At 49.0% G+C, this 18,394-nt stretch carries 12 protein-coding genes and 1 pseudogene; 1 reads left to right on the top strand and 12 read right to left on the bottom strand.

The window, feature by feature from the left end; all coding sequences use genetic code 11:
* Positions 1–260: 260 nt before the first annotated feature.
* Positions 261–839, bottom strand: a complete 579-nt coding sequence (locus H6F56_RS22580; protein WP_242032127.1) for a PsbP-related protein — start codon at positions 837–839, stop codon at positions 261–263.
* A gap of 2 nt (positions 840–841) precedes the next feature.
* Here H6F56_RS22580 and H6F56_RS22575 point away from each other — a divergent pair, with 2 nt between their 5' ends.
* Positions 842–1,012, top strand: a complete 171-nt coding sequence (locus tag H6F56_RS22575) for a hypothetical protein (RefSeq protein ID WP_190673166.1) — start codon at positions 842–844, stop codon at positions 1,010–1,012.
* Positions 1,013–1,060: 48 nt separating this feature from the next.
* On the opposite strand, the gene H6F56_RS22570 is transcribed toward H6F56_RS22575, so the two are convergent.
* From H6F56_RS22570 to H6F56_RS22525, 11 genes and pseudogenes are all read right to left on the bottom strand, one after another.
* Complete coding sequence (locus H6F56_RS22570) at positions 1,061–1,513, bottom strand: nitrate reductase associated protein (RefSeq protein WP_190673163.1); 453 nt, start codon at positions 1,511–1,513, stop codon at positions 1,061–1,063.
* A gap of 197 nt (positions 1,514–1,710) precedes the next feature.
* Positions 1,711–3,948, bottom strand: coding sequence for a molybdopterin oxidoreductase family protein (locus tag H6F56_RS22565; RefSeq protein ID WP_190673159.1), 2,238 nt, complete (start codon positions 3,946–3,948; stop codon positions 1,711–1,713).
* Positions 3,941–5,539, bottom strand: a complete 1,599-nt coding sequence (locus H6F56_RS22560) for a ferredoxin--nitrite reductase (protein ID WP_190673286.1) — start codon at positions 5,537–5,539, stop codon at positions 3,941–3,943. Before H6F56_RS22560 ends, H6F56_RS22565 begins: the two co-directional genes overlap by 8 nt.
* A gap of 545 nt (positions 5,540–6,084) precedes the next feature.
* Positions 6,085–8,328: a molybdopterin oxidoreductase family protein gene (locus H6F56_RS22555; protein WP_190673156.1), complete on the bottom strand. Its 2,244-nt coding sequence runs from the start codon at positions 8,326–8,328 to the stop codon at positions 6,085–6,087.
* 248 nt (positions 8,329–8,576) lie between these two features.
* On the bottom strand, positions 8,577–10,100 hold the full coding sequence (locus H6F56_RS22550; RefSeq protein ID WP_190673154.1) for a NarK family nitrate/nitrite MFS transporter: 1,524 nt from the start codon (positions 10,098–10,100) through the stop codon (positions 8,577–8,579).
* Positions 10,101–10,315: 215 nt separating this feature from the next.
* Positions 10,316–11,716 (bottom strand): nitrate ABC transporter ATP-binding protein, encoded by a 1,401-nt coding sequence (locus H6F56_RS22545; RefSeq protein ID WP_190673151.1) that lies wholly within the window; start codon positions 11,714–11,716, stop codon positions 10,316–10,318.
* Between the two features lie 87 nt (positions 11,717–11,803).
* Complete coding sequence (locus tag H6F56_RS22540; protein ID WP_190673148.1) at positions 11,804–13,816, bottom strand: nitrate ABC transporter ATP-binding protein; 2,013 nt, start codon at positions 13,814–13,816, stop codon at positions 11,804–11,806.
* 174 nt (positions 13,817–13,990) lie between these two features.
* Positions 13,991–14,839: a nitrate ABC transporter permease gene (gene ntrB, locus H6F56_RS22535; protein ID WP_190673144.1), complete on the bottom strand. Its 849-nt coding sequence runs from the start codon at positions 14,837–14,839 to the stop codon at positions 13,991–13,993.
* 78 nt (positions 14,840–14,917) lie between these two features.
* Entirely contained in the window at positions 14,918–16,252 is a 1,335-nt protein-coding gene (locus tag H6F56_RS22530; RefSeq protein ID WP_190673141.1) for a CmpA/NrtA family ABC transporter substrate-binding protein, read from the bottom strand.
* Positions 16,253–16,420: 168 nt separating this feature from the next.
* A complete protein-coding gene (locus tag H6F56_RS27235; protein WP_323799485.1) occupies positions 16,421–16,741 on the bottom strand; it encodes a 2Fe-2S iron-sulfur cluster-binding protein in 321 nt (106 codons plus the stop codon).
* Between the two features lie 27 nt (positions 16,742–16,768).
* Positions 16,769–18,301: pseudogene (locus H6F56_RS22525) on the bottom strand (ferredoxin--nitrite reductase); the annotation flags it as partial.
* Positions 18,302–18,394 lie beyond the last annotated feature (93 nt).

Below are 18,394 nucleotides of genomic sequence, written 5' to 3'. Positions count from 1 at the left end.
GTCTAAAACTTGATGAGTTCAGGAAGAGTGATAATATCGTTCTCGATGTTATTATAATTATTGGCACTAAGGAAAGCCTTGTGAACAAAAATTGAGGAATGAACAATCTCTATGAGAATGAGAATCAACGCGTATAGACCAGGAGAAAGATCAGGTTTTCTGGTCTTTCCCCTAATGATCTGATGATTATTCTATCCAACCTACAAAATTTTGGACTTGTTGAGAATAGGGCAGCAATATCAGTTTGTACAAAGTTTGGTTCACTCTATCGCTCGAACAGAACCATGAATTGTTTGAATGATTGGAAGGGCTGAGTGATTTTTTTGATAATAACTTTTCATAGAAAGTGTTTCATTCGTGTTGTAACGAATTAAAGTAATAATTGTGTTGGTGTTTGCGCCGGCAAACCAAAGTCTTAAGGCTTCTCGCCCACCCACTTTCGTTTTTCCTCTGCGAGTTAACCGAGTTCCAGGTTCAACAGATTCGAGCATTTGATTGACAACTGTTTCTAAATTATCAGGTTCAATGGCGATATCCGTCTTAATTAAATTGGGCGAAACCCTGCCACCGCCAAGGGTTGGTTTTAGGTTGGTGATAATGATCAATTCTCTAGGCGTCGCGCCGGCAGGTTGGGGACTTCTTTCTAAAAACCAGTTTGATGGGTAGCGAATTGAAAATTCATTGGGAATTTGATAAGGTTGCCAGTTTTTTACCTCAGCACTATTCTGAGCCAAACTTGTCCTGATTCCCAGTTGAGCCGGCACGGGAAAAGCGTTTAAAACAACTAAATTTGTGACGGCAATTGCCAGCAGAAGCTTGAATTTCATCTTTAGAGTCATAGTTGAGTCCAGCTAGAGGAAAATTCGGCTACAGTAGAAAACCACCAAACCTTAAATCGGATGGGGGTTTTGATGGCGGTGTAGTGAGAACACCGGCAGAGGAATGCGTTACCTTACAGTGCCGGCATACACAGCTTCAGGACGAATTAGAAAATCCTCAGTTCCTGTTTTAAAACTCAAACCCCTCACGGATCAGAAAATTACCTTTTTGCGGGAGTATTTTAGACTAGGTTGAATTCCTTAAGTGCCGGCAAGAAGTTATTATTTTCATGTCCTGAACGGCTGAGTTTGATTAAAGCAAATCGCCGCAACGGAGTCAGGGACGCCCATTGCGCCGGCAGTAAATTCACGCCACATTCTTCTGCCTTTTCCTGCACACTTGCCGGCACTGTTTTTTCATCCATCCAAGCCGGATTTTCCTCAACCGGCAAATCAGATGCTGGTGTGCCGGTGCTTTGCACAACCAAATCGTGCAGCCAATCTCGGTAAGTTTGAATGTCTGCCGGTGTTGTGCAAGGACGATCTACCAACGCTTGACGTTCTTCCTGGTTAAACTTGTGCCAGTGGGGAAGTTTTAGCTTGACTCCACAGGTATCTAACTTAAGACGTACCTGCATGGGAATGCAGCGCAGGGACTCAACAAAATCTTCTTCAAATTGAAAAAACTCAGTCATTGAATTGCGAATAACTAATTCCCGATTTTCATTATTTATTATCCTTCATTCTTTCTTTTTTTTGACCGATAGAAACACAAATAAGCAGGATTCGGGTGTGTCAGTCACACACCCTAGGAAGCAGTCGGGTTTTATTCAGGATTAGGTCACGGATATGATATTAAAGCAAGATTCGATTCGCCTTTTTACGATTCATTTCATAAAGAGGCAACTGGAGAAAGTACACCCGGTTGCACTTCAACCCCAACACCGGCAGCCTTCACCTGTGTGCCAACCGGCACTAACTGCACGGCACACGCTTTTAGTTCCGGTTGTTTCGACTCTGGGCATAAGGCGGGATGGGTGAGGGCGTTTGCTTCAGCATCGTCTGCCCATAAAAAACCCCAGTGCATCGGTACAAATAAAGTGCCGGCGGTAATTGCTTTTGTGATTTTTGCTGGGAAACGAGCTTTTCCGCGGCGGGATTGCACCTCAACCCAATCATTCTCTTGAATGCCAAGTTTTTGAGCATCACGGGGATGAATTTCGATAAACGGGTTGGGGTGCATTGCTGCCGTCTTTTCAATTCGCCCTGTGCGCGTCAGGGTGTGCCAGTGTCCGTAAAGCCGGCCATTTGTCAAGACAAACGGGTAGTCGGGATCGGGCGGTTCAGCGAGTCCTTTAGAATGATAAGCCCCAAATCGTGCCCGTCCATCAGGGGTGTGAAAGCGTAAATCGGTGTAAAGCCTTTTCGATGAAGCCACAGGGGAACGATGCAAAGCCGGCAACCCCATCCCTCCTGCTTCCCGACATGGCCATTGCATTGGGCCTTCTGTTTTTAGTCGTTCATGACTGATGCCGGTTTGATCACAAGGGCGATTGCGGGTTAACTGCGCGTATTCTGCATAAACTTCTGCGGCATTTTTGAAGGCAAACTGCTGAGGAAAGCCCAACCGGCGGCCCACTTCTGCAAACACTTCCCAGTCTGCCTTTGCTTCTCCTGGCGGCGTGCGAAATGCTGGACACAGCGTTACTACGCGTTCAGAATTGGTCATGGTGCCGCTTTTTTCGCTCCACTGGGCTGCCGGCAGCAAAACGTGGGCATAAGCAGCGGTTTCCGTGGGGTAGTAAGCCTCAGAATAGACGGTGAACGGTGACCGGCTCATCGCTGCTTTCGTGCGCTCTAAATCGGGCATACTGACAAGCGGATTGGTGGCGACAACCCAGAGAAATTCCACTTCCCTATCTTCTAAGCCGGTGATGATATCCCACGCAGAACGGCCCGGTTTGGGCGCAATTTGCCCCGGTGGTAAATTCCAAAACTGCTCAACTTCCTGCCGGTGTTGGGGATTGGTGACAAAACGGTAGCCCGGAAGCAGGAGAGAAAGCCCGCCGGCTTCCCGTCCGCCCATTGCATTTGGCTGGCCGGTGAGGGAAAATGGCCCAGCCCCAGGCTTGCCAATTTGAGCCGTCATTAGGTGCAAATTAATAATCGTGCGGGCTTTAGCCGTTCCCTCACTCGATTGATTTACCCCCATCGACCATAAAGACAAAACGCGCCCAGATTCGCCCCAGTAACGGGCTGCGGTTTCTAGATCATCCATGCGGATGCCGCATTTTCTGGCAACCAGTTCCGGGGGATAGTGGCGAATGACTTCTGCATAGTCGGGAAAACCGCTGGTGCATTCGTCAATAAATGCGGTGTCGATGTAACCCCAACGCATTAATAAATGGGCGATGCCATTCATTAAATCGATATCAGTACCTGGGTGAATGGCTAAATGTAAATCTGCGGCTTCTGCTGTCGTAGTGCGGCGAGGATCGACGACAATTAATTTGACATTCTTATTTTTTTTGTGATGTTTTCGTAGCCGGTTGAAGATAATGGGATGACACTCGGCGGTATTGGTGCCGATTAAAAAAGCGCAGTCTGTCAGTTCTAAATCGTCGTAGCAGCAGGGAGGGCCATCGTAGCCAAAACTTTGGATGTAAGCCGCTACCGCACTCGACATACACAGGCGGGAGTTGGCATCAAAGTTATTGGTGCCCAAACAGCCTTTTAAAAGTTTTTGCGCGGTGTAATAATCCTCCGTTTGCAGTTGCCCAGAACCATAAAAACAGATGGCATCTGCGCCTCGCTTGCTGCGAATCTTTTGGATGCGATTGACAATCCGATCAAAAGCTTCATCCCAACTTACACGTTGGAAAGGCTGATCAAGGGAGTCTCGCACCATTGGGTGAAGCAGCCGGTCTTTTCCTAAAGACTCGGCAATGGTGGCACCTTTAACGCAAACCATGCCTTGACTGGAAGGATGGCTGCGATCTCCCTGTACTTTCCAAAGCGGATTACCTTGAGCATCCCGATTTGTGGGTTTGTTCGCTTGTGCCGGCGGCGTAACTTCTAAACCGCAACCAACACCGCAGTAGGGGCAGAGGGTTTTAATTGATTCACTCATCACTGTTTTCCCCTTCTATTTCTGCCATTGCAATCGGCGGTTTGTAATATTCTGATTGCCTGGGTTGTGCGCCAAAGTTTTCTACGAGCAAATTTCGCAACACCGGCATCAAATCTTCGCAAGGAATTCCTTGCATGATTCGTTCACCTAAACGGGCGTCTTTCCCAACTTTTCCACCCATCCAAATGTCTGCCGCTTCCACAACTTTACCGTTTTTGCGTCCTTTTGTCCCCATCAAACCAATGTCAGCAACTTGCGGTTGTCCACAAGAATTTGGGCAACCTGTCCAATGAATTCGCACGGGTTCGGGCAGGGTTAATTCTGCTTCTAATGCTTTGATCATGGCTAAGGCGCGGTTTTTCGTTTCTATTAGGGCAAACCCGCAAAATTGACTGCCGGTGCAAGACACTAACCAGCGCGAAACGTTATCCGGATTAATGGTAAAACGCTCTTGCAGGATAGGTTCTTTTAAGAACGCTTCCATGCGTGAATCTGGAATATTGGGAATCAGTAAATTTTGCTCAACCGTCAGGCGAATTTCTCCGCTGCCATAAACATCAGCAATTCGGGCAATTTCAAACATTTCGCCGGCATATAAGCGCCCGATGGGAACGTGCAACCCTACATAATTTAGTCCGGGTTGTTTCTGTTTGAAAACGCCGATATGATCGCGCTTATCCCAATTTACTTCATCTTTTTCGGCTGCCGGTTCTAGGGAATGACCGAGTTGTTTTTCGACTTCATCGCGAAACTTCTCAACTCCCCATTCATCAATAAGATACATCACCCGCGCTTTTTGCCGATTTGCCCTTAATCCGTGATTACGAAATACAAGCAAAACGGCTTCACAGACGGCGACAACCTCTTCAGGAGTCACCCAAGCATTGAGGGGAATTGCTTCAATATATCGCTTCGGAGAAAACATTCCACCCACGATAATATTAAAGCCGATTTGCTCATTTTTATAAGCTGGAATAAAGGCAAGATCATTGGTTTCCGCATGAACAGAATTGTCCCGACAGCCGGCAATTGCAATGTTAAATTTCCGAGGTAAATTTGTAAATTGCGGATTGCCTTTTCCCATGCCGGTGATCATATCTTGAACCGCACGGCACAAGCCTCGTGTATCAATTAATTCATCGGCTTCAAGTCCAGCAAGAGGGGAACCTGTTACATTCCGTACATTATCCATGCCGGTTTGAACACTTGTCATTCCGTACTGGTGAAACCGGCGAAAAATATCGGGTACATCTTCAATCCGAATTCCCCGAAGTTGCATATTTTGTCGCGTGGTGATGTCCGCGTTGCCTTCATCGCCATAGCGTTGCACCACCTCAGCGTAGACTCTCATGTGACTGCTGGGTAATATGCCATTGGCGGTTCGCATCCGCATCATGAATTTGCCGGGAGTGACGGTGCGATAAAACAAACCTAACCATTTTAATCGGGCGTCCCGGTCAATTTCATCGATGGCTTCCCAGCCAATTTTTGCAAAGTAATCTAGCTCATCTTTGAGTGCTAAACCATCTTTTTCAGCTTTAAACCTTTCAAATTTGTTAACGTTTTTAGCCGGCGCGGTGGCGCTGGTCATGTTTTCAAATTTATTGATAACTGCTGGAGAATTCTCGACTTCTGGCATGGATTTACCCTCCTTGCTTAGTTGCATGGGCAATCACCTTGGTATTGACTGTGCCTGATACCAATTGGAAAAATGATTGCTACATGATGTCGGTTGGGTTCATCAACCCAACGTCTTAAATTCTTGTAAATGTTGGATGTTGCTATTGCTCTACCCAACTGAACTGGCTTGGAGCTTGAGTTTTTAACCCAACATCTTAAATGCGTGTAGGTGTTGGGTGTTGCTATCGCTCTACCCAACCTACGCCTATGCTTTTTTGTTAGATTACTCAGGTAGATAAATGAACTTCGTATTGTCTGTTACAAACGAGGTGTTTAAACCGGCAAATCTATCTGAAGAAGTATTCAGTTGATTTTTTATATAAAAAAATAATACTTGTAAATGTTGGGTGCCCCTATCACTCTACCCAACCGATTACTTCGCCCAACGTCTGGAATTTTTGTTTATATTGGGCGAAGTGGAACAGAGAATTCCCTATCGCTCTACCCAACCTACTTTCACACAGAAAGAGATGCAGAGCGACTGGGTAAAACAGATTGGTGTGCCGGCTCAGAGTAAACAGGCTCAGCAGAAACCGGCACCACTCGCACCGCACAGGCTTTTAATTCCGGTTGCAGAGAGTCGGGACAAGATTCGGGATGAGTCAGGACGTTTGCCTCTGCATTATCTGCCCATAAAAAACCCCAGTGCATCGGCACAAATAGGGTGCCAGGGGCAATGGCTTTGGTAATTTTTGCCGGGAAGCGAGCAAAGCCACGGCGGGATCGCACTTCCACACAAACGTTCTCTTGAATGCCGAGTTTTTGGGCATCACGCGGATGAATTTCGATAAACGGGTTGGGGTGCATTCCTGCCGTCTTTTCAATCCGCCCGGTACGCGTCAGGGTGTGCCAGTGCCCATAAAGCCGGCCTGTTGTCAGCACAAATGGATAGTCGGGATCGGGGGGTTCAGCCAGTCCTTTAGAATGAAAAGCCCCAAATCGCGCCCGTCCATCAGGCGTATTAAACCGGCAATCCGTATAAAGACGTTTCGCTGAAGTTTTCTGGGAACGGTGCAAAGCGGGTAAACCATGATTCTGCCCCTCTGCTTCCGGGCATGGCCACTGAATTGGGCCTTCTGCCTGTAGCCGGCTGTAATTCAGTCCTGACATATCGCAAGGGCGGCTTTTTGTTACCTTAACGAACTCAGCATGAACTTCAGCGGAATTTGCAAAACTAAAGTGTTCCGTGAAGCCCAACCGGCGACCGACTTCTGCAAAAATTTCCCAGTCAGGTCGAGCCGAACCGGGCGGTTCACGAAATGCGGGACACAGGGTGACAACTCGCTCAGAGTTGGTCATGGTGCCGGTTTTCTCGCTCCACTGGGCTGCCGGCAGCAAGACGTGAGCATATTCTGCTGTTTCCGTGGGATAGTAAGCATCCTGATAAACCGTGAAGGGAGAGCGAAGCAGCGCCGCCTTGGTACGATCCAAATCGGGCATACTCACGGCTGGGTTAGTCGCGGCAACCCACAAGAAGCCGACCTCACCCGTTTCCAAGCCGGTGATCATTTCCCAAGCAGTCAGACCTCGTTCCGACGCAATTTGGCCGGCAGGCAATCCCCACAATTGTTCAAGCTCAGCTCGATGCTGGGGATTTTTTACTAAACGATAACCCGGTAAGATGTGGCAAAGTCCGCCGGCTTCCCGTCCGCCCATTGCATTTGGCTGGCCGGTGAGGGAAAATGGCCCAGCTCCCGGTTTGCCAATTTGAGCGGTCATCAGGTGCAAATTGATGATGGTTCGCACCTTAGCGGTTCCTTCCGAGGACTGGTTTATCCCCATCGACCATAAAGACAAAACGCGCTGGGATTCGCCCCAGTATTTTGCTGCGGTTTCCAGCTCATCAATGCGGATGCCACAGCGTCTGGCGACCAATTCCGGGGAATATTGGGCGATCACCTCTGCATAGTCGGGGAAGTTTGCCGTGCATTCGTCAATAAAGGCGCTATCGAGATAACCCCAGCGCATTAATAAATGGGCCATGCCATTCATTAAATCGATATCCGTTCCCGGTTGAATAGCGAGGTGTAAATCTGCGGCTTCTGCGGTGGTGGTGCGGCGGGGATCAACCACAATCAGTTTGACGTTGGGGTTCTTTTTGTGGTGTTTCCGCAGCCGGTTGAAGAGAATGGGGTGGCACTCTGCGGTGTTGGTGCCAATTAGAAAGGCGCAGTCTGTCAGTTCCAAATCTTCGTAGCAGCAGGGTGGGCCATCGGAGCCAAAGCTTTGGATATAGCCTGAAACCGCACTGGACATACACAGGCGGGAGTTGGCATCAAAATTATTCGTGCCCAAACACCCTTTCATCAGTTTTTGGGCAATGTAGTAGTCCTCGGTTTGAAACTGGCCGGAACCGTACATACAGATGGCATCTGAACCTTGATTGAGGCGAACGGTTTCGATGCGGTTGACGATAGCGTTGAGGGCTTCATCCCAACTGACGCGCTCAAAGGGTTTATCAAGGGAGTCGCGCATCATGGGATACTTCAGCCGGTCTTTTCCTAAAGATTCGGCAATTGTCGCACCCTTAACACAGACCATTCCCTGACTGGAGGGGTGAGATCGATCCCCCTGGACTTTCCATGTGGGATTGCCTTTACTGTCTCGATGCGTCGGCTTACCGGCCACTGCTGGTGGCGAAACTTCTAAGCCACAGCCAACACCACAATAAGGACAGAGGGTTTTAGTTGATTCAGTCATAATTCTTTCGACTGAGTTAATAAACAATCGATGCTTGGTGCGAAGTGAAACAAAAGGTTTGGGGTAAAGAAAAATAGCGTTCAGGTTTCAGGAAGAGGTTTCTCTTGACACCTGGCACTTGTTTGCAATTTATAGTTTATCTTTCACGCTTGACCTGTCTCACTTCTGTATCAGGGATCGCATTTGCCGACATGAATCTGTGTATCTTTCGATTTATTGTTCAGCAAATGCGATTGCTTTTCCTTTAACTATTCGTTGCGGTTGTCTATGACAAAGGGCATTGAATCGGCTGCCTCTACCGACTGTTGGGAGGCTTGTCCTTCCTCATAGTGTGCTGCAAACGAGCCTTTCGGTTCTTTCAAGAAGAAGCCGCACAGGCTGGCGCAGATCAGGGCAGACACACCCATTGTCGTGAACAGAGTCGGGGCGTCTGTCAAGCTGAAAATCGTCAGATAAACCACACCACCGAAGTTTCCGTATGCGCCAACATTTCCAGAAATTTGGCCGGTGGCTTCTTTTTTAATCAAGGGCACAATGCCGTAGGTGGCACCGCAGCCGGCTTGGGCGAAGTAGGCAGATAACATTGTTACCGCAATCGCCAGGGGGATCGGCCAGCTTTGGTTGATACCGCGTGCCAGCAGATAGCTTAACCCAATGCCGGCGGTGACGGCGGTCATCGTCCATTTGCGGCTGCCAAATTTATCGGAGATCAAGCCGCCACTGGGACGAGACACTAGGTTTAGAAATGGGTAGCTGGCTGCAATCATGCCGGCGACAACGTGTTCTAGGGCAAATGTGTTCTCGAAGAAAGCCGGCAGCATGGAAACCGCAGCGAGTTCAGAACCAAAGCTTGTGATATAGCAAAACTCTAACAGGGCAACTTGACGAAATTCATAGCGTTCGGCTGGAGGATAGATTTTTTGGCCGGCAACCGTTTCGCGGTTTACCTGCCAGGATTTGTAGGTTTGGAACGCATACAAACCCGCCAGCAAAAACCAGATCACGTACATTTGGCTTGTGCTGAGGAAGGCGATAGCTGGTTGCGCCAAACGCCATGCCAGTAAACCGAGGGCGAAAATTAACCCAAAGTTCATGGCGATCATGGCGTAGAAACTTTTGGCGCTGGTTACTTCCAACCCACCGTTACGCTTGGGTTTTCTGTAAGTTACACCGGCTGGTGTGTCTTGGACAGTTTTGTAATAAATTACGCCGTAGATGGCGGAAATGATGCCGGTGAGGGCAATTGCCAAGCGCCAGTTTGACGATCCCGCGCCGAGAAAGCCCGCCGCTAATGCAACTGAAGGGAGGGCAAACTCGGCCCCAAATGCGCCAAAGTTGCCCCAGCCGCCATAGATGCCCTCAGCAATGCCAATTTCTTTGGGGGGGAACCATTCAGACACCATGCGGATGCCCACCACAAATCCCGCGCCCACAATGCCCATTAGTAGCCGGCTTAACACCAACTGGTTAAAATCTTGAGACAGTGCAGTGGCTAAACAGGGAACAAGCGCAAAAATTAGTAGGGTGGAGAATGTGACCTTTGGCCCAAAGCGATCTAGGAGCATCCCAATGATGATCCGTGCCGGTATTGTTAGGGCGAGATTGCAAATTGCGATTGTCTTGATTTGCTCTGGGCTTAAACTTAGTTCTTTGCCAATAACGGTGGCAAAAGGAGCGAAGTTAAACCAACAAACAAATGTGAGGAAGAATGCAAACCACGTCAGGTGCAAGATGCGATAGCGTCCCTGAAAAGACCATAATCCTTTTAACATTACACTCCCTTCTTATCTTTAACGATGTTCATTGTTTTGGCTTTTTGAAATTTTTATCCAATTAATTATGACTTTATTTATTAATTTATAAAATCATAATTAATTGGTTTTGCGATTCAAGTAATTTACATTTTGATGTTAATTCATCAGCGCCTCTTTAAAAGTCTTGTTCAGCCGACTAATTTAATTCCTTACGAAAACTATCAGTTTAGTGTTTATTGAGAATTCACTTCTAGCATTCCCGCCGGGTTCAGCACAACTTTGTACTGAGCAAACGGTTCTTGGGGAGTGCCACCGGCTTTATTTTCTGTAGACTTAACTAAAGTTGGAAAAGGAGTTTCTTGAAGATAGTCCTTGGCAGCTTGATTGACAGATTCGTAGCTGACAATCTCCCCATCTTTTTTAACCTTGACCGAGTAAACTAAATTTTCTTGAAAGGTTGGAATCTGTTGCCAATTTTGGTCAATTTGGTCGTACAGCTTTTGCTTCAAATTTGCCAGTTCAGCCGCGTCAGTAATGGCTAGATTCTTCACTTCTGGTGTTGCGCTCACAACCGACTGTGTGGGAGTAGCAACTGGAGTTGGAGACGTTGCAACGGGTTGCGCCGGCGGCATCTGATTAGCACTTTTTGAGGTGGAAAGCGAGCGCATTAAACTTAACCCAGCCACAGCCGCAACCGTTGTCAGTCCCAAGGCGGCTGAAGCTTTAAGTGCTAGAGCTTTTGAAGCTGGTTTCGAGGTAACTGGCTGCGATTGTGCTGCCGGTTCTTCCTCGGTGTGGGCAAACTTGTTGAAGAGGAAATCTAAAGCGTGGTTACGCAAATCGTAGTAGCGCGGGTCTTCCATGATGCTGGCCCGGTTTCTTGGACGAGCAAAGGGAATTTCTAACACCTCGCCAATATTCGCCGCTGGGCCATTGGTCATCATTACGAGCCGGTCTGCCAAAAACAGCGCCTCATCAATATCGTGGGTGATCATCAAGATCGTTACCCCAAACTCGCGCCAAATTTGCAGCAGTTCTTCTTGCAACTCTTCCTTGGTGATCGCATCTAGCGCCCCAAAGGGTTCATCCAGAATCAAAACTTGGGGCCGAATGGCCAGCGCCCGTGCGATCGCCACCCGCTGCTTCATCCCCCCCGACAGTTGACTGGGCCGCTTGTTCGCCGATTCTGTCAATCCAACCAGCGCCAAGTGTTCCTCAACAATAGCCGCTCTTTCAGCTTTGCTTTTGTCAGGATACGCCGATTTCACGCCTAAGGCGACATTCTCAAACGCAGTCTTCCAAGGCAGCAGCGAGTAATTTTGAAACACCATCATCCGATCCGGGCCGGGTTTGGTGATCAGCGATCCCCGCAGTTTCACCTCTCCCTCACTTGGCTTGAGGAAGCCGGCAACCATATTTAGCAGCGTTGATTTACCACAGCCAGAGTGACCGATCAGGCAGACAAACTCACCCTCATGAACGGTGAGGTTGACATTCTCCACAACTGAATACGGCCCTTTAGGCGTTGGGTAAATTTTAGAGACGTTCTCAATAACCAAAAATGGCTCACGGTTAGAGCTTTCAGGTGACAGTTGTGAGGTTTGAGTTAAAGAGGAGCTAGATAGGGATTGCATAATCAGGGAATTGGGAATGGGGGATTGGGGATTGGAGATTGGCAGATGTTTTAACTCAGCACTCAGCGATCAGCACTCAGCACTGACTTAGGCGGCTTCGGTTGTTGGGGTATCAATGATGACTTCTTCGATGCGAATTTCGCGGCGGATCGTCAACTTGTTGAGATAGCCGATGGGATCGTCGGGGTTGAAAACCATACTGTCAAACAGTTGGAAGCAGTGCCGATCCGGTTCGGCATCGGGCCATCCCAACTGACGGGCGGCTTCACCGTATAGATCGACCCGGCGCACTCGTTCTAAGATTTCGATCCAGTTTTTGGGGAACGGAGTTATGCCCCAACGCGCAAGCTGGGTTAGAATCCACAACCCTTCGACTCGTCCGGGGCAGTTGGTTTGTTCAACATGGAATTGGTTGAAGCGGGGGTAGGATTGGGGTTTTTGGCCGGCACCTAAGTTGTAGGGATCGATGAAGCCGGGGCGGGTGTATTCGGGTGCGGAACCAACATATTGGGGCTGACATAGCCACCCTAAAATTTCTTCCCGGTTGCGCCGGTCCTCGCAATACTCGCAAGCTTCTAGCAAGGCTTTGACGAGGGCGATATGAGTTTGAGGGTGTTGATTGACCCACTCCTCGCGCATACCCAACACTTTCTCTGGATGTCCCGGCCAAATATCAAGATCCGTGGCGATAACAAAGCCCAAATCTTCATAGACAGCGCGAGAGTTCCAGGGTTCACCGACACAGTAACCGTCAATGTTGCCGGCTTTCAGGTTAGCAACCATTTGTGCCGATGGAATAACGGTGATATTCACGTCTCGGTCGGGATCAATGCCGCCGGCAGCCAGCCAGTAGCGCAACATCAGGTTGTGCATTGAGGCGGGATTCACCACGCCTAATGTATGAACTTTGTCAACTGATTGGTTAACAAGCGCTTTGAGATCAGCGAGGGTGCGAATACCTTGTTGAGATAACTGTTTGCTGAGGGTAATTGCGTTGCCGTTGCGCGAGAGAACAAGGGCAGTAACCATCGGCACCGACCTTGCCAAGCCCAACCCCAACGTCATCGATAAGGGCATCGCAGCGGCCATCTGGGCGGCATCTAAGCGTCCCGTCGCCACCCCTTCGCTAATGGCTTTCCAACTCGGTTCGCGGCTGAGATTAACTTCTTCTAAACCATGCTTTTTAAAGAAGCCTTTTTCTTTGGCCACCACCAAGGGGGCACAATCTGTGAGGGGAATAAAACCGATGTCTAAATTAACCTTTTCTAAGCCATGACGGGCAATGGCCACAGATGCCGGTTGTTTGGCTTTGCGGCGCTTGTCGCGTTTCTGCTGGTTTAGGAAGTAGATAATTTCATTCCGCATGGCGTAGTAATTCGGATGGTTCACAACCTCCATGCGGTGGCGGGGGCGAGGAATGGGAACGTCTAAAATCTGGCCAATGTGAGATTCAGGGCCGTTAGTGAGCATCACAATCCGGTCAGACAGCAGCAACGCTTCATCCACATCATGTGTGACCATGATGCAGGTGACTTTGCTTTCCTCACAAATTTCCATCAACCGTTCTTGTAGTCCCCCCCGCGTCAAGGCGTCCAAGGCACCAAAGGGTTCATCAAGTAACAGCAACTTAGGACGAATCGCCAAGGCGCGGGCGATGGCGACGCGCTGTTTCATCCCGCCCGATAGTTCACCGGGTCGCTTATCGGCAGCGTGTCGCAGTCCTACGAGGTCGATATGCTTTTCGATAATGCCCCGTCGTTCTCCTTTGGGGCTGTTCTTGAATACCCGATTGACTGCTAGGGCGATGTTTTCACGCACACTCAGCCAAGGCAGCAGCGAGTAATTCTGAAAGACAACCATGCGGTCAGGCCCTGGCCCTTTGACTTCTCGGCCTTCTAAGATGACGCCGCCTTTGCTTGCCCGATCTAAGCCGGCAACGATATTGAGCAAGGTAGATTTTCCGCAGCCGGAGTGGCCAATTAAGGAAACAAATTCTCCCTTTTTTATTTTCAGTTCAATATTTTTTAGGGCAACATAGCTGTTTCCATCGGGCAGCGGAAAGGCTTTATCAATGTGATCGACTTCTACAAATACAGACATAATATTTTTGGAAATTTGGGAAGGGTGAAGAGGGATTAGGGGCTAGGGGCGAGAAGCTAGGGATTATGGGCGAGAGGCTAGGGATTATGGGCTAGGGGAGAGGGACTAGAGAAGGATAAATGCCCATACCTTTAGGTTGGCGAAGCCTTGACCCATTCCCAATCCCCAATTCAATTAACCTTGTTTTTGTTCTGCCGGCACGACGATTGAGGCGATGTAGACAATGAGCCGATCAAGGAGAAGTCCGACGACTCCGACGTAAACCAGGGCAACGATAATTTGGCTGAGTAAGGTGTTGTTATAGGCGTCCCAGATAAAGAAGCCGATACCCACACCGCCGACTAGCATTTCTGCTGCAATAATTGCCAGCCATGATAAGCCGATGCCGATTCTTAAGCCGGTGAAGATGTAGGGAACTGTGGCGGGGAATAGAATATTAAAGAAGTATTCCGGGCCGGATAATTGCAAGACTCTGGAAACATTTCGATAGTCTTGGGGTAATTGTTGAACGCCGACAGTTGTGTTGATAATAATCGGCCAAACTGCAGTGATAAATATAACGAAAATAGCGGAGGGATTGCTTTGTTGAAAAGCGGCAAGAGAAATGGGTAGCCAAGCTAAAGGCGGAATGGTTCGCAGAACTTGAAAAATCGGGTCTAGGGCTTCGTAGAGAAGTTTATTAACGCCGATTAAAATTCCTAAAGCAATTCCCACGATGGCAGATAGGGAGAAGCCAATCGCAACTCGCTGCAATGAAGCGAAGATTTGCAAAGCTAAGCCTTTGTCGGTGCCGCCGTTGTCAAATAAAGGGTTGATAATATACGGGTTCCAAGTTTCCGCAATCACTTGCATCGGCCCTGGCAATCCTTTTGAGCCGGGAGGGCAAACGATTTGCCAAATTACCAGAATAACGATGAGGGCAACCAGTGGTCGAAGAACTTTCTTAGAGTTTTTTCCCAGATATTTAGTAATGGGATTCTGTGAAGTGGGGAAGCGTCCATTTCTGCTAATATTGGCGGTCATTTCGTTTTTTAGATTGTGCTGGGTGAATGGGGAGCTAAGATTTGAGGAAAAGGGAAGTTCCCTTTTCTCCGGCTTTGACTAGACTTTTTTGATTTTGAGGCTGCTTAAGTATTCTTCGGGTTTTTCGGGATCGAATTTGACACCGTCAAAGAAGGTTTCAACGCCACGAGATGTGCTGCTAGGAATTTCTGCTTGGGCCACACTAAGGGCTTTGGCGGCTTCTTTCCACAAGTCTTCACGGTTGACTTTGTCAACAAGTTCTTTGGTTTTTGTGTCGGCAGGAATGTAACCCCAGCGAATGTTTTCTGTGAGGAACCAAAGGTCATGACTCTTGTAGGGATAGGAAGCGTTATCTGCCCAATATTTCATTAATAATGGGCTAGCTTGAACGGCTGGGCGACCGTCGCCGTAATCCACATTGCCTTTGGAACGTTCGATGATATCTTTAGCCGGCACTTTGAACCATTTGGCTTGGGAGACAATCTGGCACATTTCTTCTTTGTTTTCTGCCTTTTCACACCATTGCTGGGCTTCCAGAATTCCCATCAATAATGCTTTGGCGGCTTTGGGATTTTTATCCACCCAATCTGCGCGCATGGCAAAGGCTTTTTCTGGGTGATCTTTCCAAAGTTCGCCGGTGATTAAGGCGGTATAACCGGCTCCTTGGTTCACGAGTTGCGCGTTCCACGGTTCTCCCACACAGAAGGCTTCCATGTTGCCGGTTTTCATGTTTGCCACCATTTGAGGCGGTGGGATGGGGACGACGGAAATATCTTGATCTGGAATAACTTCGCCGGCAGATAACCAATAGCGCATCCAAAGATCGTGGGTGCCACCAGGATAGGTAATGGCTGCTTTCAGATCACCTTTTCCACTAGATTTGGCTTGGGCAAGGGCATCTTTTAATCCTTTACTTTCTAAGCCAACTTTGAAATCTTTGTAACTATTGGCAATTGAAATGGCTTGACCGTTAGTATTTAACCGTGCCAGCAGATACATGGGCAGCGGCTGTTTATTTTTGGTTTGCCCTAAGCTCATGAGGTAAGGCATGGGGCTGAGGATGTGCGCCCCATCAATGCCGCCGCCGCCTGAACCGAGTTCTAAGTTGTCGCGGGTGACGGGCCAAGATGCTTGTTTGACAACTTCCACGCCCGTCATGCCGTATTTGGCAAATAAGCCTTTTTCTTGGGCAACGATTATGGGTGCGGCATCCGTAAGGGCGATGAAACCGAGTTTTGCGGTGGTAACTTCCGGGGCGTCAGCCGGGTTAACGTTGGCTGCCGGTGTGGGGGTAGAAGCGGCGTTTGTTTTGCTGGTGTTTGTAGGGCCGGTGCTGCATCCATGAACGAGCAGGGTGCCGGCTGTTGCTGCGCCGGCGGTGAATATGAATTTACGTCTGGAAAGTTTCGACATCTTGATTTACCGGGTCTTTAGTTAATTCTTTGGTTGTGGTCTTTCAGCAAGCACCGTTTGTTTTCGCACAGCCTTTATCAGGCTCAACACCATAGCCGGCACAGAATCACTTAATAACAAAGCTACCTGTCGTCCATGGCGGAGGGGTTTTGTCAAGCGAGCCGGCAGTTAAGCATCAATGACGACTCGTCCAACTGGGTGAGCGCTACAGGCTAAAATCACGCCTTGACTGCGCTCACTGTCTTCAAGGGCTTCGGGATTTGCGTCATATTTCACTTCTCCTTCTAAAAGTGTTTGCTTGCAGGTGCCGCAACTTCCCGACCGGCAACTGCTGGGAAGTTCGATGCCTTCGCGTTCTGCGACATCTAAAATCAATTCGGAACTGTCACAGGCGAGTTCTTTGCCAGATTTCGCTAAGACGAGGACTGCCGGCTGGGCGTTAGGGGCTTTTGCGCCGTTTGTTTGGGCAGTGTCGCTTGGTTGTGCCAGTGTTGCCGGTGCTTCGAGGATTTCTCCTTTAAGCTGTCCGCCGAAGTTTTCGATGAGTAGATGCCGCAACATCGGCTTGAGGTCTTCGCAGGGAACACCTTTGGTAACGCAGGTGCCGAGATGGGCGTCTTTGCCCACTTTGCCGCCCATGTAGATATCGACACCTTCGACGGCTTTGCCGTTTTTGCGAGCTTTGGTGCCCATGAGTCCGATATCTGCAACTTGCGGTTGGCCGCAAGAGTTGGGGCAGCCGGTCCAGTGAATCCGCACAGGCCGGCTCAAGGACACTTCTTGTTCCAGTTCCGCAATCATTGCCATCGCGCGGTTTTTGGTTTCAATCAGCGCAAAGTTGCAGAATTGTGCGCCGGTGCATGAAATCAGCGCCCGTGTCAGAGGTGCGGGATTGATGGAGAATTTTTGCAGGATGGGTTCGCTTAAAAAAGCTTCTAAGCGAGAGTCGGGAATATTGGGAATGAGGATATTTTGTTCGACGGTGAGGCGAATTTCGCCATTACCGTAGACTTCGGCAATGCGGGCAATGTCAAACATTTCTGCGGCAAACAAACGCCCGACAGGAACGTGCATACCAGCAAAGTTTAAGCCTGGTTGCTTTTGAGGAAAAATGCCGAGATGATCGCGTTTTTCCCAGTCCATTTCATCTTTGAGGGCAGCCGTTGGCAGTTCTCGCCCGAATTGCTTTTCCACGGCTGCACGGAAGTTTTCGAGGCCCATTTCATCGATCAGCCACATCAGGCGTGATTTCTGCCGGTTGGATCGCGGCCCTTGATCCCGAAAGACAATTAAGATGGCGCGGCACAAATCAACCACGTCGTCGTTGGCGGGAACCCAGGCGTTGAGGGGAATTGCAGCTTCGCAGCGCTTGGCGGAGAAGAAGCCACCGACGACGATGTTAAAGCCGAGTTGACCATTTTTATAGGCGGGGACAAAGGCAACATCGTTGATTTCAGCGTGGACGGAGTTATCGCGTCCGCCTTCGATGGCGATGTTGAATTTGCGCGGGAGGTTGCTGAATTCTGGGTTGCCTTCGCCGCAGTTGGTGATCATGTCTTGAACTTTTTGGACAAGATCGCGGGTGTCGATTAATTCGTGTGCGTCGAGATCGGCAACGGGTGAGCCGGTGATGTTGCGAACGTTGTCCATGCCGGATTGGATGCTGGTGAGGCCGGCTGATCTGAGTTTATTGAATATATCGGGGACATCTTCAATTCTGATGCCACGCAGTTGCAGGTTTTGTCGGGTTGTGATGTCTGCGTAGCCTTCCCCGCCATAGCGCTGGATGGTCTCCGCCAGGACGCGCATTTGAACAGCATTGAGGATGCCACTGGGAATCCGCATCCGCATCATGAATTTGCCGGGAGTGACGGGGCGGAAGAAGATCCCTAACCATTTGAGCCGGTGTTCTCGGTCGGTTGCATCCATTGCTTCCCAGCCAATCTCGGCAAAATGATCGAGTTCAGCTTTGACTGCTAGCCCATCTTTTTCGGCTTTAAATTTTTCAAATTTGTTGAGGCTTGCTGTTGGTGTCTCTGCTACTGTCATGGGTTCTTTCGCTCTCGATTTTGTGTTTACAGGGAAGTAATTTTTCAGAGAAGTCGCTGTTGATCTGGTGTTTAAAAGCTTTTTTCTTTGGCT

Origin of the sequence: Microcoleus sp. FACHB-672, assembly GCF_014695725.1 — a bacterium.
GTDB lineage: Bacteria > Cyanobacteriota > Cyanobacteriia > Cyanobacteriales > Oscillatoriaceae > FACHB-68.
This window is presented reverse-complemented; position numbering and strand designations above follow the sequence as displayed.